Source organism: Gimesia maris, assembly GCF_008298035.1.
GTDB lineage: Bacteria > Planctomycetota > Planctomycetia > Planctomycetales > Planctomycetaceae > Gimesia > Gimesia maris.
On sequence record NZ_CP042910.1, the window covers coordinates 371,509 to 389,234 of the forward strand.

The window sequence follows — 17,726 nt, forward strand, 5'->3', positions numbered from 1 at the left end:
TGTTTGTCAGATCAGGAATCCCTGAATTTCGCAAAACTCGCCTGTTGTGAACTTTCTTTTCAGACTGTGTCCGGTTTTGCAGTAGCGTCTCCCGGTCCATTTGGGACCGAGTCTGATCGATTGAGAGACACTATTGTAAAATCCGATGCGATCTGGAAACTGATATCGGAATTGCCTGCTGTGAAACAGAACCGTGTAACTCAAAGTGCTCATTCTCTATTTCTGGTTACATTAACCTTGTCTCTGTTCACGAGCCTTGCATCGGCAGATCAGCAGCCGTCGGCAATTGAAGCGGAAAAACCAAAATCTTCCGTCAGTTACCGCGATCTGATTCTTTCCCATAAACCAGTGGCTTACTGGAGTTTCGAGCGGTACGAGCAAAACGGTTTCAACAGCCAGGCAGTGCGCAGCCCGGATAAGTCAAAGGCGGGAAAACCCGTCCCGGCACTGGTGAGCGGCCAGCCGATGAATCTCCTCGCCGGTCCTCGACCTGCTGAATTTCCTTTGTTTGATGCTCAGAATCAGGCGGCTGCCTTTCAGCCTGGCAAGGGCTTCCTGCGGGTTGTCGATCCCGGTGAGAAAAGCATTTTTGATTTTACTGCAGGCGATGCGATCACCCTGGAAGCATGGATCAATCCCAACTCCACGAAATCCGGACAGTTCTACTATATCATCGGGAAAGGTCGCACAAACCGGAAAGGAGTTGCCCGGGACAATCAGAATTATAGTTTGAGGCTGACCGGCTCGGAAATCAGCTTTCTGTTTTGCACCCAGCCTGAAAAAAAAGGTGAGAAACCCACATACCACCGCTGGACTTCTTCCGGGGGGGGAATCAGTACCCATAACTGGCATCATGTCGCAGTCACTTACAGCTTCGGCAAAAAGAAAAGTCTGAACGCGTATGTCGACGGCCAGCCTGTTTCCGGGAAATGGGATGTAGGCGGCGATACCTCGCGGACACCTGTGGTTGACAATGATGAAGTCTGGATTGGTTCTTCGATGGGCGGGTCAGCAAACAGTTCCTTTAATGGACAGCTGGATGAAGTGGCCGTTTATCGGAAGGCCCTGTCTGCAAAACAGGTGGCGTCACACTTTGAATATGCGGCTTTCGATTCACAGATGGACTGGACTACGATTCCGGAAGATCGCCTCAGAGTCGATATTCTGGAAGGGATTCCCAATAAAAAATCCTGGAAGTTTCGGCCGCCTCGCCTGGCGGAAACATTCACACAACCACACTTCGCTTTCATTGAAATTCCCAACCGTTATTCCGAGCGTGGCGTGAAAGTGGATCGGCCGGATCCCTTCATGGTGCGGGCAATGTCGCGCATGACGCTCCCCCAAGGGAAAAAGCGGATTCTGTTGCGTGCCCGCAATGCTGCGCGGCTCTATATTGATGACAAACTGGTAGCAAAAACCGATTTCCACAGAATTACCAATAGCGGACACGACATCGTCTACGACGTCGATCTGAGCCTGGCGCCAAATATTCGTCCATTACACCGGGGTGATACGGAACAGGTTGTCGATTATACCGGCGATGGTAAACCGCACCGCATTCGCTTCGAGATGATCGTTGGCGGTTCCCGGCATCGTCCTGATTTCGGAGAGACAGCGGTTTTTATCGGTAATCCCGGTGAAGATTTTCAACTTCTGACTCCGTCTGATCAGGTGGTCATGCTGACCGACAAGGACTGGCTGCCTTTCGAACGCGAATATCGTTACAGCCTGATCGCGGTGAATGCAGCACGCCGCCGGGAAGCTTCCGCGAAGGAAGATCAGTACTGGGAATCGCGGCATCAACTTGCGAAAGCAGAGATACTCAAGCAGCCTCAAGTAAAAGTGCCATCTGCAGTCAAGGGACTGCGGGCGAATAACGCCATCGATCATTTTATCAATCTGCGACTGGCGAAAGAGCAGATTGCTCAGACACCGCTACTTGGGGATCTGGCTTTTCTAAGACGACTTTCCCTGGACACAACGGGAACTGTGCCGTCCCCAGGGCAAATTAATGCGTATCTGGCTGACGATCCGGAAACGCGGCGTGCGAAAGCGATTCAGCGTCTGATCAACGATCCCGCCTGGGCAGACAGCTGGGTTGGTTACTGGCAGGATGTGCTGGCGGAGAACCCGAATATCCTCAACCCGACATTGAATAACACCGGGCCCTTCCGCTGGTGGATTCACGAATCGTTTTATGATAACAAACCTTTCGACCGCTTCCTGACCGAACTGGTCCTGATGGAAGGCAGCAAGTATTTTGGTGGACCGGCCGGTTTTGAAATGGCTTCGCAGAACGATGCCCCGATGGCGGCCAAAGCGCATATCATTGGCCAGGCCTTCCTTGGTCTGAATATGCAGTGTGCCCGCTGTCACGATGCCCCGTTCCATGATTTCAAACAACGCGATCTGTTCAGCCTGGCGGCCATGCTGAAGCGTTCTTCGCAAGGCGTCCCCAAAACCAGCTCGATTCCCGGTTTTGATCCCAAGTCGAATTCCATGCTCGTGTCCGTGACACTACTGCCGGGCGAGAAAGTAACACCCCAATGGACGTTCGAAGAACTGGTCAAGCCTGGCAAGTTCCCGGAAAATTACCTGCGTTCTCCCCAGGATACGCGTCAGCAGCTGGCGGCTACGATTACCTCACCTCAAAACGAACGTTTTGTGAATGTGATTGTGAATCGTGTCTGGAAGCGGTATCTCGGGCATGGGCTGGTGGAACCGGTGGATGACTGGGATGGCCAGGAACCTTCCCACCCGGAACTGCTGAAGTATCTGTCGCAGCAGTTTGTGATTCACGGTTATGATCTGAAATATCTGTCCCAGTTGATTTTTGAGTCGGATCTGTACCAGCGCGAGGCTGCGATCGACAGTTCAAAAGTCGAAGGTTTTACCGAAACACCTTATCATTTTTCTTCACCGGTCCTGCGTCGCATGGAAGCAGAACAGATTGTCGATTCGCTGTTTTTGATCTGCGGGAAACCCCTGGACGCCGGTCCGATGTGTATCGATATCGATGGTGCCCGCGATTATCACAGTTCACTCGATCTGGGAACGCCACGTCGCGCCTGGCAGTTTACATCCCCGTCTAATGAACGGGATCGTCCCAGTCTGGCGCTCCCGTTCGGTCAGCCTTTTATTACTCTGCTGAAAACATTCGGCTGGCGGGACACACGTCAAAGCCCCCAAACGGTTCGCGAATCGACGTCGACCCCTCTCCAGCCGGCTCTCCTTGCCAATGGAATTTTAGGGCAGCGATTCACCCGTCTTTCTGATGACAGTGATTTCACGGAGCTGGCATTACAGGATGTAACTCTCCAGGCTTTGATTAAAACGACTGTCATGAAAACATTAACGCGTGAGCCAACCACTGAAGAGCTCAACATGTTTACAGAACTGCTGCAGCCCGGTTTTGCTGAGCGGGTGAATCCGCAGGCCGAACTTGTCAGCCGCGAGCGATTACCGCGAAATCTGGTCAGCTGGTCTAACCATGTGAATTCCCGCGCAAACGAAATTAAAGTGGAACTCGAAGGGGCAGTGAAAAAAGGAGATCCACCCACCAAACGACTCAACAATGACTGGCGGAACCGCTACGAGGATATGCTCTGGTCTTTGTTGAATTCTCCTGAATTTCTCTTTGTGCCTTAATTGATCGATGATTCGAACCGTGGATCTACTGTTCTTTTGTTATTCAGAGGTTTTCTCTCTTCCGTAAAGGAAGAGGCGGAAAGTCATGGTTAGAACGGGATTATCACAAAAATTTCATAAACTGGACAATCCGAGTATAATTTGCCGTGAGATCAGCGTGAGTCCCGGTATATTAGAGCAGGTCACGATTTATGACATAAATACATTCTTGTGTACAGTAATGTTTGTCAGATCTGGAACGTCTGGATTCTGACAAAACTCGCCTGCTGTGACGTCTCTACTGAGAACCTGATTTTCTGGAATGGCCCGCTATGAACTACCTGGCATTCGTTAAGCGTTCCCTGTGCCTGCTGAGTCTCTTACTCGCCCTGCCTCTGTCAGTGAGCCCCTCCTATGCTCAAAAAGAGAAAAGTACCGAAGTAGAGAAAAGTCCCAAAGTTGCTGTACCTGCCAGCTATCGGGAGCTGATTCTGGCAGACCAGCCGACACTCTACTGGAATTTTGAGACACCCGCTTCAGAGGGTTACAACAGCGTCGTGACTGTGAAGGAAAAGACCGAACCAGTCAAAGCCCTCATCAGCGGCAAGTTAGCAAAGCCCGCGGCTGGTCCCCGTCCTTCTGAGTTTCCTTTATTTACCACGGAGAATCAGGCAGCAGCGTTTCAGCCTGGCGAAGGTTTTCTGCGGGTGGTAGATCCGGGTGAGAAGAGTATTCTCGATTTTACTGCCGGAGATGCGATCACCTTGGAAGCATGGGTGAATCTGAATTCCACAAAAGCGGGTCGTCATTATTACATCATTGGAAAAGGACGGACGAACCGCAAAGGGGTTGCCCGGGACAATCAGAACTATGGCTTCCGAATTACGGGTTCTGAAATCAGTTTTCTGTTTCGGGGGCAACCTGAGAAGAAAGATCAGAAAGCCGATTTCCATCGCTGGACGTCGAGTGGAGCCGGGATCAGTGCTCACAACTGGCATCATGTTGCTGTGACTTACACCTTCGGTAAAAAGAAGAGCCTGAAGGCGTATGTCGACGGTCAGCCTGTTTCCGGGAAATGGGATATGGGCGGCGATACGACGCTGGCACCCGTGGTTGACAACGACGAAGTCTGGATCGGTTCTTCCATGGGAGGATCCGCTGGCAGCTCGTTTGACGGTCAGCTGGATGAACTGGCCGTTTATCGGAAGGCCCTGTCTGCAAAACAGGTGGCGTCACATTTCAAATATCATGCTCCTGATCCACAGATCGACTGGACGGCAATTCCGGAAGATCGGGTCAAAGTGGATATTCTGGAAGGGATTCCCAATAAGAAATCCTGGACGTTCCGGCCTCCGCGTCTGGCGGAATCGTTCACGCAACCGCATTTTGCGTTAATTGAGATTCCGAATCGCTATTCCGAACGGGGTGTGAAAGTGGATCGCCCCGATCCTTATCTGGTGCGTGCCATGTCGAATGTTGTGATTCCGAAAGGGAAAAAGCGGATTCTGATTCGTGCCCGCAATGCTTCGCGACTGTATATCGATGACAAACTGGTTGCTGAGACCGGCTTCCATAAGATTTCCGGTTCGGCTCACGGTCACGTATTTAAAGTGGATCGCAGCCTGGCGCCGAATATTCGCCCTCTGCATCGAGGTGATCAGGAAAAAGTCATTGAATTTACCGGTGATGGAAAACCACATCACGTTCGCTTCGAAATGATTGTCGGCGGATCTCGGCATCGTCCCGATTTCGGAGAGACAGCGGTTTTTATCGGTAATCCCGGTGAAGATTTTCAACTTCTGACTCCGTCTGATCAGCTGGTCATGCTGACCGACAAGGACTGGCTGCCTTTCGAGCGCGAATATCGTTACAGCCTGATCGCGGTGAATGCAGCACGCCGCCGGGAAGCTTCCGCGAAGGAAGATCAGTACTGGGAATCGCGGCATCAACTTGCAAAAGCAGAGATTCTCAAGCAGCCTCAGGTGAATGTGCCATCTGCAGTCAAGGGACTGCGGGCGAATAACGCCATCGATCATTTTATCAATCAGCGACTGGCGAAAGAGCAGATTGCCCAGGCACCGCTACTTGGGGATCTGGCTTTTCTAAGACGACTTTCCCTGGACACAACGGGAACCGTACCCACCACAGAGCAGATCAGCGCATACCTCGCCGACGATCCAAAAACACGACGTGCGAAAGCAATTCAACGATTCATCCATGATCCCGCCTGGGCAGACAGTTGGGTTGGATACTGGCAGGACGTGCTCGCAGAAAACCCGAACATCGTGAACCCGACATTGAATAATACCGGACCTTTCCGCTGGTGGATTCACGAATCGTTTTATGATAACAAACCTTTCGACCGCTTCCTGACTGAACTGGTCATGATGGAAGGCAGCAAGTATTTTGGTGGACCGGCCGGTTTTGAAATGGCTTCGCAGAACGATGCCCCGATGGCGGCCAAAGCACATATTATCGGTCAGACTTTCCTGGGACTGAATATGCAGTGTGCCCGTTGTCACGATGCACCCTTCCATGATTTCAAACAACGCGATCTGTTCAGCCTGGCGGCCATGCTGAAGCGTTCTTCGCAAGGCGTCCCCAAAACCAGCTCTGTTCCCGGCTTTGATTTCAACTCGAATTCCATGTTGATTTCGGTCACGCTGCTGCCTGGCGAGAAAGTGACGCCCCAATGGACATTCGAAGAACTGGTCAAACCGGGCGCCTATCCCCAAAATTACCTGCGTTCTCCCCAGGATACGCGTCAGCAACTGGCGGCTACGATTACTTCACCTCAAAACGAACGTTTTGCCAACGTGATTGTGAATCGTGTCTGGAAACGGTATCTCGGGCATGGTCTGGTGGAACCGGTGGATGACTGGGATGGCCAGGAACCTTCCCACCCGGAACTGCTGAAGTATCTGTCGCAGCAGTTTGTGATTCACGGTTATGATCTGAAATATCTGTCCCAGTTGATTTTTGAGTCGGATCTGTACCAGCGCGAGGCTGCGATCGACAGTTCAAAAGTCGAAGGTTTTACCGAAACACCTTATCATTTTTCTTCACCGGTCCTGCGTCGCATGGAAGCAGAACAGATTGTCGATTCGCTGTTTTTGATCTGCGGGAAACCCCTGGACGCCGGTCCGATGTGTATCGATATCGATGGTGCCCGCGATTACCACAGTTCACTCGATCTGGGAACGCCACGTCGCGCCTGGCAGTTTACATCCCCGTCCAATGAGCGGGATCGTCCCAGTCTGGCACTGCCTTTCGGACAGCCCTTTATTACCTTGCTGAAAACGTTCGGCTGGCGGGACACACGTCAAAGTCCTTTGACGGTTCGCGAATATGCCGCAACGGCTCTGCAGCCTGCCATTCTCGCAAATGGTGTTGTCGGCAAACGGTTCACCCGACTTTCTGATGACAGCGATTTTACGGCTCTCGCTTTAGAGAAACAGTCTGTAGCGGACTTGGTCAAGTCTACGTTTCTGAAGACACTCACGCGTGAACCGACGCAGAGTGAGTTGAAAATGTTTGTCGAACTGCTGCAGCCTGGTTATACAGAACGTGTTAACGAGAAGGCAGAAATCGTTACACGAGAACCACTGCCACGCAATCTGGTCGCCTGGTCAAACCATTTGAGTCCCGAGGCCAATGAAATCAAAGTGTCTCTGGAATCATCTGTCAAAGAAGGGGACCTTCCTACGCAACGTTTGAACGCGGATTGGCGAAATCGCTATGAAGATATGCTCTGGACGTTGTTGAACTCTCCGGAGTTCCTGTTTGTACCATAATGAAATTTGAATCCGACAGAGAAACCATCCTGCAACATTAAATATAAGAGTTAATCATGAATGCATTTGAATCTACTCGTCGTGACTTTTTAAGACAGGCGTCACTCACCGGTCTGGCTGCGTCTGCTCTGGGAACTCCCTGGCAGCAGTTACTGGCGTCTGAACAACACGCTGATAAAAAACATGGTGCGAAAAAACTCCCAATGCCGGTGGGTAAAGCCGAGCATTGTATCATGATCTGGCTGGGCGGCGGTTCCTGCCACATCGATACCTGGGACCCGAAACGCAAGGGAGATCCCAAGGCCAAAAAGGCCGGTTCCTATTACGATTCGATTCCGACTGCAATTAAAGGCACCGAAGTCTGTGAGCATCTTTCTAAATGCGCACCGATACTCGACCGGTTCAACATTGTGAGATCGGTGCATCACGAAGTGATCGACGAGCATGCGGCTGCCACAAACCGTATGCATACCGGACGACCGACAACCGGAACGATTACCTACCCCTCAGTCGGTTCCGTAGTGGCGCATCAACGGGGATCTGCCAGTGAGCATGCTCCCGCCTATGTTTTGATCGGATATCCTAACGTAACACGTGGTCCCGGGTTCCTGGGCAGTCAGGCGGGTTACATCTATCTGACCGATACCAGTGCCGGACCGAGTGGCTTCACACGGTCTTCCCGCGTGAATCAGAGTCGTCAGGATCGTCGCGAACGTCTGCTGACGAAGATGCGGGCTGAGTTCCGCCAGAAAAGTGTGGGGGGGCAGACGATTCAGGATTATGACCAGTCGGTAGCGGAAGCGCTGCGTCTGTCGGGTCCTGAATTCATGAAAGTGTTCCAGCTGGACAATGAGAAAAGCGATCTTCGCAATTCTTATGGTGGTGAGTTCGGCCAGCGCTGTCTGCTGTCGCGCCGACTGATTCAGTCAGGTGTACGGTTCATTGAAGTGTCACATAATCTGAACTTTGTAAATGGTACCGGCTGGGATACGCACAATGACGGCCAGCTCAATCAGCATCTGTTGATCAAAGAGCTGGATTCTGCGCTGTCGACGCTGGTGCTCGATCTGGAGAAAAATAAGCTATTGGATAAAACGTTGATCGTCGTCGCTTCCGAATTTGGCCGTCCCGCAAAATTTGATTCCGGCGGAGGACGCGGCCATCAGTCCAAGGCTTTCAGTGTGGTCCTGGCAGGCGGCGGACTGCAGAATGGAAAAACCATTGGTGTGACGAATGAACTGGGTGAAGCAATTGTTTCCCGCCCGGTCTCCGTTCCCGATCTGCACGCCACGATCTACGCTTCACTGGGCATTGACCCCAGTGAAGAACTCTTTGCCGGCGATCGTCCTGTGCCGATTACGGATATGGGCGATCCCGTGCGGGAACTGTTTTCCTGAGCAGCCTGGGCATATAAATCGAATTCCGGAAAATCGGGATGGCTTGAAAAAGGCCATCCCGATTTTGTTTCCGGAGCGTTCTGGCGGGAAAGCGATCCTGACTTGGCTGACATCTGCACGCAGGCCGTGTATTCTTAACGGATCAGGATTCCAGTCGTTGACTGTGTCCAGTTTTACTGTAGCGTCTCCGGGGCCATTCGGACCGAGTATCATAGATCGAGGACGCTATGGTAAAATGTGATGCGTTCCAGATGTTCCAGCTTAGAGGTTTATTTTATGCCGTTCCGGTCTTCGCATTTCGCCATCATTGCAGCAGTGGTCCTGTTTCTGGGGATGCTGGCGTTGTTTCTGACGCTCAAAGCACCGCCTGAGTTAAAGAATGTGCCCGGTGAGCTAAAGCCCATCAGCTATGAACGGGCCAGCAAACTGCTGAAACTGAAAAATGAAGGCGTCGCTTACCTGGAGAATGAAAAGTATGCCGACGCAGATCGTCAGCTGGAACAATTGGCAGCAGAACTGCCCACAGACGAGATCGGCTTTCGCAATTTAACGATTTGTCGCCTGCTGCAACTGACGCCGGAAAAATTAGCTCAACAGCCGGCAGGGGAGAAGCTGGAGGAGCTGACTCTCAAAGCCTTGAGCCAGCTGATTCAAATTTCCCCCGAGTCTGCAGTCAACTCGATCCTCTCGGCTCGTATTTATGCCGCTTTGGGGAAACCACTCCAGTCACAGGCAGACCTGATCCATGCCACAGAACTGAAGCCGAAAGATGCTGCCATCTGGTTTGAACTGTCACAGATACAAAAACAGATTCCAGCAGAGAATGAAGCATCGCTGGCGCATGAATCACTGGCGAAAGCATGGGAGTTACAATCCGATAATCTGTTTCTGACTCTGGAGTATCTGCAGGTCACAGCAGAACAGCAGTCCGAGCAGGCGGCTATTGTGTTTGAGAAAGCCAAAACGCTGTCAGCGCCACTGGCGGCCAGCGTCAAGGACCACACCCGCCTGGATTTGAATCAACTGATTGAGGATTCACTGACTGCGATCAGGGATCGGAAATGGAATGTGGTACTCCGCAATGCACGTATCATGAGAAATGTGCTGATTGCGGAAGACCTCGTCAAAAGTGATCGTCGTCGCGTGGAACAGAACTCGCTGGAGTTTGTCATTCATGATTTTCCACCCGCGTTCTATCAGGCGGTCGAATGGCCCACCCAGCAGCAACCACGTACGGTTGAATTTGCTAAAGCACGTCCGCTTGTTTTTTCGCCAGTACTCACGTCTGCAATCAAAGATCTGCAGGTTGCCGATTTTGATCTGGACGGCAAACCAGACCTGGTTGTGCTGACCGCGAAACAGGTTGTTATCTATTCTCAAAATGGTGAGCTCTGGAATTTGGTCACACAGCAGGACCTGGATGGTGATTTTGCAGAGGTCAGACTTGTTGATCTTGACGCCGATGTGCAACAGAAGACACAACCGCAGGCGACTGAAAAAAAAGAGCCGACCTTGTTTCCCATTTCGCCGGCACGCGACGCCGATCTGGATCTGGTCGTCAGCGGTAAACCGGGGATCAGGATATTCGAAAATCAGGCTGACGCGAAAACCGGTAAACGTTCGCTGGAAATGAAAGCCCAGTCAGAAACGCTGGATACACTTTCTGATCTGATGGCAGTCAATTTCTCAGACCTGGATCATGACGGCGATCTGGATCTGGTGGCGTCTACAGAGCAGGGCCTTTCACTCTGGTCGAATCGCGGCGATTTTTCGTTTCGAGATATCAGCAGTCAAAGCCACCTGCCTCCTGCAGATCTGGCTGCGACTTCGCTGGTGCGCGTCGACTGGGACCGGGATGTGGATCTCGATCTGATCTTATGCAGCCGTCAGTCGAAGCAGGCCGGCTATCTGGAAAATTTGCGGCATGGTCGATTTCGCTGGCGTCCTTTTACTCAAGTCAAAACGGAGGACGGGCCGACAGCAAATCAGTTTGAAGAATGCGTATTGGCAGACTTTGACCGTAATGGTTCCTGGGATCTGATCGGAGTGCGTCAAACAGAGCTGATGCTGGCTGAAACCCGGCGGCCGGAACCGGGCAGTGTCCAGATTGCTTCCGTGCAACCTGTCAATGGAGGGGAGATTGTCGGAGCACACGGTACAGTGTTGCAGACTGGTGATCTGAATAATGATGGCGTACTGGATGTGGTGGCATTGAGTTCAACCGGGTTACAACTGTTATTGGGAACCGCGGAACAGAGCACGGAGCAGACCGCGTACGTGAAAGATCAGGAACTCACCTCAGCGCAGTCGATTCAGATGTACCGCCTTTCCGATCTGAATCTGGATGGCAGCCTGGATGTGATCACGGTGGCCGGCGATCAAATTGTCTATCAGCAGAACAGGGGGAACGACTATCACTGGATTGATGTGTCACTGCGGGCCGAGCAGATCAAAGGGGAAGTCAAATCTGCCAGCGGGCGCGTGAATCATTATGGCATCGGCAGTCTGCTGGAATTGCGCAGCGGTACGATTTATCAACCGCAGATCGTCGCCGGGCAGTCGACTCACTTTGGACTGGGCAACCAGAGTGTCGCCGAAGCAATTCGCGTCCTGTGGACCAATGGAATTCCTGTCAATATTATTAACGCCAAAACCGATCAGCGGATTTATGAGAAGCAAACGTTGATGGGGTCCTGTCCTTATCTTTATACATGGGATGGGGAGCAGTTTTCATTCTACACGGACCTGCTCTGGGCAGCTCCCATTGGCCTGCAGTTTGCGCAGGGGGTTGTGGCGCCCAGTCGCGACTGGGAGTATCTCAAGATTGAAGGAGACCGGCTCAAGCCGAAAGACGGTGTTTATGAACTGCGGATCACCGAAGAACTGTGGGAAGCAGGCTACTTCGATCTGGTCGAACTGATGGCCATTGATCACCCGGCGGATGTGGATCTGTATTCGAATGAAAAAGTTGGTCCCCCCGATCTGGCGGCGTTCAAAATCCATACGGTTCAGCATCCACTGTCACCCCGCGCGGCCGTGAATCACAAGGGCCGCGATGTACTGCCTGAAATTAAAGACGGGGACAATGTGTATGCGAAGACATTCGATGAAAAATATCGACAGGGGCTGACAGAAGATCATGCGCTGGAACTGGATTTGAATGCAGAGGCCGTTCAGAACGCGAAAACAGCGCCCCGGATCAAGCTGTTTCTGACAGGATGGATCTATCCGACGGATACCGGGATCAATCTTGCATTATCCGAGAATCCCTCGATGCCTTCGCCGCGTCCGCCTGCGCTGTCAGTGCCAGACAAAAATGGTGCGTGGATAGCGATTCAGCCCTTTATGGGTTTTCCGGGTGGGAAAACGAAAACGATTGTCGTTGATCTGACCGACCAGTTTCTGACAGACGACTATCGCGTGCGGATCGAAACGAATATGGAGTTCTACTGGGACCAGGTCTTCTTTACAGTGGATGAAACGCCGGCTGAATTTGTGACGCAACCGGTGCCACTCGAATCTGCGACGTTGCGGTACCGGGGGTTTTCCACGCCTCTGATCCATCCGGGTAACGGGCCGGAACGTTATGATTATCAGAGTCTCACGACCGGAATTCAGTGGCCGCCGATGCAGGGGAATTTTACACGTTATGGCGATGTGAAAGCGCTGGTGGAAGCGGCTGACAATCGCCTGGTGATCATGGGTTCCGGGGATGAGATGCGACTGCTTTTCAAAGTTCCTGAAGAGCCCATTAAACCAGGTTGGAAGCGTGATTTTATTCTGCATAATGTGGGTTGGGACAAGGACGCGAACCTGCATACGATTCTGGGGCAGTCGGTCGAGCCGCTGCCATTTCGTGAGATGCAGAGCTATCCTTATCCGACGGAAGTTTATCCAGACGAGGAGGTGCTGCAGCAGGATCGGGAACGCTATCATACCCGTCGTCAAAGCAGTGCCCGTTTCTGGAATTCTCTGCTGAAACCCTGAGTGAGAATTCATGAGTGCAATTGCCGCTGTGTTTCGATAAAATGCGGTCTGACTGATACGCTTTGAACTTTATTCAGGTTTTCCATAATGCGATTTCTTTATCCTTATTGTGTTGTAGTGCTGATTCTCAGTACCACTCAATTGTTACAGGCTGCGGAGATGTTGTACCCGCTCTCCGTAGCAGCAACTGATAAAGGTCCCTTGTATGTAGCGGATCGAAAACTGCCGGGCATCTGGAGTGTCGAGCAGGGGAAAGCCGCCAGCTATTTCACGGGATCAAAAGTGTTCCGCACCCCGTTGAATGCCGTGCGTTGTGTGGCAATTGATAACGAGGGACGAGTATTGGCCGGCGATTCATCGACACGCGATGTTTATCGGTTTGAAAAAGCGGGCGCGCAGCCCCAGCCGCTGACCAACGGAGGAATTGGAATTCCCATGGATGTGGTGGTGCTGAAGAATGGCGATCTGCTGGTATCGGATCTGGAACTGCATCAGATTTGGAAAGTCCCCGCCGCCGGAGGTAAACCAACCCTGTTTGCCAAAGTTGAAGCACCTCGAGGACTGGCGCTGGACCAGGCAGAAAATCTGTGGGTCGTTTCCGGAACGGCAGACCAGCTGTTGAAAGTCAGTCCGGACGGGAAAGTCTCCGTCGTTGTGAAAGGCCGACCCTTCAATTTTCCACATGATGTCGTAGTGCTTGACGATGGTTCGGCGATTGTCAGTGATGGCTATGAAAAGGCACTCTGGAAAGTCGCTGCCGACGGAACCACGGAAAAATGGGTGTCCGGTGAACCCTTCATCAATCCGGTGGGAATCACCCGCCAGGGACAGAATATCCTGGTCGCCGACCCGCATGCGAAAACGGTATTTTCCGTTGATCCGGAGAAAAACGTCAGTGATCTGTTGAAGCCATAACGTAAATGATCGACGTTATTCTGGTTTTTCTATTCGCTCGTTCCACCAGATTGAGAACCATTCTGTTTTGTTCCGCTGGTCTGTTTCCCGTCCTTCGAAATTGCCGACAGCCAGATCGGGATCGCCATCGCCATCGAAGTCTCCGGCGGTGATGACAGGGTGCTGGCCCATGGTGTAATCGAGGGGATGGGCACGGAACTGGCCGGGTGAGAGTTGTTCGTACCAGACGATTGTGTTCCGTGGTTCATTATAATCCCAGGTCATGGTACAGGCGGCGAGATCGATGTCGCCGTCGCCGTCAAAGTCGCCGTGCGTGGCGCAGTAGGCACCCGTCAGCGGGGCAATCGAATGATGGGTAAAGGGATACTCGCCTTTGTTTTCCAGCCATTGCAGTGAATGGCTCGGGCGGAGTTCGAAACTGTCCATGGTGTCGCCGTTGGTAAAGAGCAGATCGAGGTCGTCATCCTGATCCAGATCCACCAGTGCGATGCTGGAGGAACCGTAAGCGGGATCGGGGGCCTGGTAAATGGTCTCTTTACGAAACTGACCGTGACCTTCATTCAAAAAGACAACGATGATTTCATGCTCCTGTGAGAACAGCGTGACGAAATCGGGGCGTCCATCCTGGTTCCAGTCAGTGATCAGGATATGGCTGACGCCATGTCGGTTGTCGAGGATGCGCTGTTCGAATTTCAGTTCTGTCTTTGAGGGAGATACATTTTCCAGGTACAACAGTTGTCCGGTTTTGTGCCAGCCAAATTCGGCGACGATCAGATCCAGATCGCCATCATTGTCAAAGTCGGCTGCCCTGGCATCAGCGACACGTCCCAGGTGGTCCTGCAGGGTCTGTGTCTGCCAGGAATGAGTTTTGTCATTGAATGTCAGCAGGCTCACCGACCCCCGGTCGTGATCCTCGGGCCCGAAACTGCCCAGGTCTGCGATGAGATAATCGTGCTGCTGATCCTGATTCAGGTCGACGCGTTCGATGTGAGCGGGGTGTTTGAGTTTTGCCAGCGGCTCGTATCCAGGCTGTCCTGCATTAAATCGAATGCGGCCTGTCTCGCCGGATCCCATGTCGGTTAAGAGGAGTTCCTTTGGAGAGTGGTCGCTGACCCAGTTCAGATGGGCTGTTGCCGGGAGAGTTTTTAGATCAGTCCGTGAAACTATCTGTTTACGGAAGCGGACAGGTCCGGAATCAGGGGGGGCCACCTGTTGCGGCAGACTGTGTACTTCCGGTGCCTGTGAAACGAAATAATGTATGACTTCTGATTGGGGAGGGACCCGCAGACTGGTATCCGGGTTCTGTTTGAAGTGAGCGTACTCGCGCGGGATCTGCATCCGCCAGGCTTCTTTTGTCAGAACACCAGGATCCGGGTAGAGATGACAGTGGCTGCAGAAGTTTTGAATCTCGGCGTGAAATTCCTGAAAGTGTGCCTCTGCGGGTAACTCAACAGCGTTTGAATCTTCCGCCTGCGGTTCCTGCTTCCCGCACGCAAGCAGCATTACGAGAAACAGGAAAAGGCAGATGGAGACTGGTTTCACTTGGATTGCTGTTCCAGAATGGGGCGGAGGACTTTCTCGAACGCATCTGCCTGTCTGAAGAAACCGAGGTCAGTCGGGTGAGAGCTGTCAACGGTGTCTTCGCTGTCGTCTCCCAACAGGGTTTCGCCATCCAGGTAATACAGGTTTTTCACACCTTCCTGTTTGAGCTTGTCATAGGCTTTTTTGAGGGCTTCGCGGCTGGTGCGGTGACGATCCTGGCTGCTCTTTTTGAGATACGCATTGGAATAGGTCCGGTCTTCTACCAGCAGAATGGGAGTCTCGGGGTGAGCTGCCCTGAGCGTTTTCACGAGTGGTTCTGTTTCGCGGGCAACGGTTTCGGCGGTGACGTTGGGGAGACAGTCCATGATGAATACGCTGGCATCCAGTTCGGCGACCAGTTTGGCGACTTCGGGTTCCATGCGCCCATTCCCGGAAAATCCGAGGTTGATGACCGGTCGATCCAGACGACGACCCAGGATGGCGGTATGGACCATGCCGGTCCGTGAGGCACAGCCTCCCTGTGTGATGGAAGTGCCCCAGAAGACGAGGGGCTTGTCTTTGCCTGTTTCACGGGGCGGAGCTTTCCAGAGGTGACTGGTTTCGGGAACGCCGATTTCAACGGATTCGACGCCGTTATAAAGTGGCAGGTAGAGCATGTATTCGCGTTTGCCGGGAATCAGGCCTGAAATCAGGGTTTGGTTATTTTCCTGCTTTGATGGTTTGCCGACCGCCAGCCAGCGCCATTTCCCTGATTCCGTTTTGACGTACAGGTCCAGACCACTGACGCCGGTCGCCGCCATATGATTCATCGCGATGTTGGCAGAAGTGAGTTTCCATTTGGCTTTGATGGTCGTGGCATCAGTAACGAAGCGGACAGCCAGGCCCGCGGAATGTTTGCTGAGTGACCAGACGGGAGGCCTTACCACCCCTTTGGCTTTGGCGGGGAGGCGATTATAGAAGGACTCCGTGTCGGTCCAGCCTTTGCCTTCGACGCCCAGGTTTTTGATGTCAAACCAGTGTGTCTTATCTTTTTGATCCACGGAGAAATCGGTGAGAGGTTTGGACTCGGCAGATTTCAATTCATTCAGAGAGCATACGCAAAGCAGGGCTGAAAGAATCAGCCCGATTGCTGTTTGTTTCAATGTCATGATGTTTCCTGTTCTCAACTCAAAAGTAGTTTATTACCTGTCACAGAGGTTTGTTTTCTTTGTTCATCTTAACAGCAGTGATTCAGAAAAAGAAAGTTGAGAGCAGAAATGCAGGCAAAAAAAAGAGTGGAACCGAAATCGGATCCACTCTGTCGCAGATTGAATTGTCGTTGCGAGAAAGGTTAAAACTCCCCGAGGACTTCACCATTGTCGCGGGTGCCCAGTGCGCGCCAGATATCGAGTGAGATATTTTCGCTGATGGTTCTGACGGAACCATCGACGAGAACTGCATTGACCACGCCGGTGTGATAGCTGCGCGAGGTGATGATCGCGTAGGTGGGAGATCCTGCGCTGCCGTTTTTTCCTTCCTGCCAGGAATTGTAGTCGGCATTGTACTCAGTCCCGCCGCTGGTATAAGGCACATAGGTATTGGGGTTCAGTGTGACTGTAAAACCGGTGTGATGGACGCGTCCATCGGGCCATTCGGTATGACCAGTATCGGTTTTAAAGTCGGCTCCTGAAGCAACGATGGTGGCAGCAGCCGCAGCGGTTCCGGGAATGGTGGTTGTCGAAGGGCCGCCATTACGCGTGTAAGGCTGCCAGCCTTTGACTTCGGAAGCCAGCAGAGTATTACTGGTGCCATCTAAAAATGAGGCCATGCCCAGACTGGCGTTCGGATAAAAGGCACCATTACCGCTGCTGCCATTGGTGGGATCATACACGAACCAGGTTCCATAATTGAATCCGTAGTTGGTGGGGTAGAGTTTGACTTTTCCGCCACCCGGATCGCGGACGCGGTCGCTGTTGGGATCGCTGGGGCAGGCATAGACGGGGATTTTGAGACCATCGATGGCAGTTTGAAAATCCCAGGCGATGGAAAGATCAACGTTGTTATAAAGATTCCCCTGTTCGAGCAGAGGGAGGATGCGGCCATGTACGCCCCAGGAACCATTATTGCCTGTCGAAGAAACAGAAAGGTCTACGCTGGCACCGGGAGGGAGGTATCGATAGCTGCTGGCATAATTATGTACGGCAAGTCCCAGCTGTTTGAGATGGTTTTTACATTGGGTGCGGCGGGCGGCTTCCCGAGCCTGCTGGACGGCGGGGAGCAACAGAGCGATCAGAATGGCAATGATGGCGATCACCACCAGCAATTCGATCAGGGTGAAACCTCGTCTGGTGCGCATTTTATAAATTCCTGATTACTTTGAGGGCGGGTAGTTTAGAGTCCTGTATTATAGCTGCAAAGAATGTTCCAAAGTAGCTATATTCTATAAATTAAGTAGTCTGTCCATGATGCTCTGCAAGATATCAGT

The 17,726-nt window shown here is 52.2% G+C and carries 8 protein-coding genes; 5 read left to right on the forward strand and 3 right to left on the reverse strand.

The genetic code is table 11. From position 1 onward, the window contains the following. The first annotated feature begins 237 nt into the window (after positions 1–237). From GmarT_RS01405 to GmarT_RS01425, 5 genes are all read left to right on the forward strand, one after another. Complete coding sequence (locus tag GmarT_RS01405; RefSeq protein ID WP_230682387.1) at positions 238–3,648, forward strand: DUF1553 domain-containing protein; 3,411 nt, start codon at positions 238–240, stop codon at positions 3,646–3,648. 311 nt (positions 3,649–3,959) lie between these two features. Further along, positions 3,960–7,421, forward strand: a complete 3,462-nt coding sequence (locus tag GmarT_RS01410; protein ID WP_002646851.1) for a DUF1553 domain-containing protein — start codon at positions 3,960–3,962, stop codon at positions 7,419–7,421. 56 nt (positions 7,422–7,477) lie between these two features. Beyond that, positions 7,478–8,818 carry a DUF1501 domain-containing protein gene (locus GmarT_RS01415; protein WP_002646850.1) on the forward strand — a complete coding sequence of 447 codons (1,341 nt, stop codon included), beginning with the start codon at positions 7,478–7,480 and terminating at the stop codon, positions 8,816–8,818. Positions 8,819–9,094: 276 nt separating this feature from the next. Then, positions 9,095–12,805 carry a CRTAC1 family protein gene (locus tag GmarT_RS01420; RefSeq protein ID WP_002646849.1) on the forward strand — a complete coding sequence of 1,237 codons (3,711 nt, stop codon included), beginning with the start codon at positions 9,095–9,097 and terminating at the stop codon, positions 12,803–12,805. Between the two features lie 87 nt (positions 12,806–12,892). Continuing rightward, a complete protein-coding gene (locus tag GmarT_RS01425; RefSeq protein ID WP_002646848.1) occupies positions 12,893–13,720 on the forward strand; it encodes an NHL repeat-containing protein in 828 nt (275 codons plus the stop codon). A gap of 15 nt (positions 13,721–13,735) precedes the next feature. Here the strand turns inward: GmarT_RS01425 and GmarT_RS01430 are convergent, their stop codons facing one another. The 3 genes from GmarT_RS01430 to GmarT_RS01440 form a co-directional block, all read right to left on the reverse strand. Further along, on the reverse strand, positions 13,736–15,262 hold the full coding sequence (locus GmarT_RS01430; protein ID WP_002646847.1) for an FG-GAP-like repeat-containing protein: 1,527 nt from the start codon (positions 15,260–15,262) through the stop codon (positions 13,736–13,738). Then, positions 15,259–16,410, reverse strand: a complete 1,152-nt coding sequence (locus GmarT_RS01435; protein WP_002646846.1) for an SGNH/GDSL hydrolase family protein — start codon at positions 16,408–16,410, stop codon at positions 15,259–15,261. Before GmarT_RS01435 ends, GmarT_RS01430 begins: the two co-directional genes overlap by 4 nt. 182 nt (positions 16,411–16,592) lie before the next feature. Continuing rightward, on the reverse strand, positions 16,593–17,597 hold the full coding sequence (locus tag GmarT_RS01440; RefSeq protein WP_002646845.1) for a DUF1559 domain-containing protein: 1,005 nt from the start codon (positions 17,595–17,597) through the stop codon (positions 16,593–16,595). Positions 17,598–17,726 lie beyond the last annotated feature (129 nt).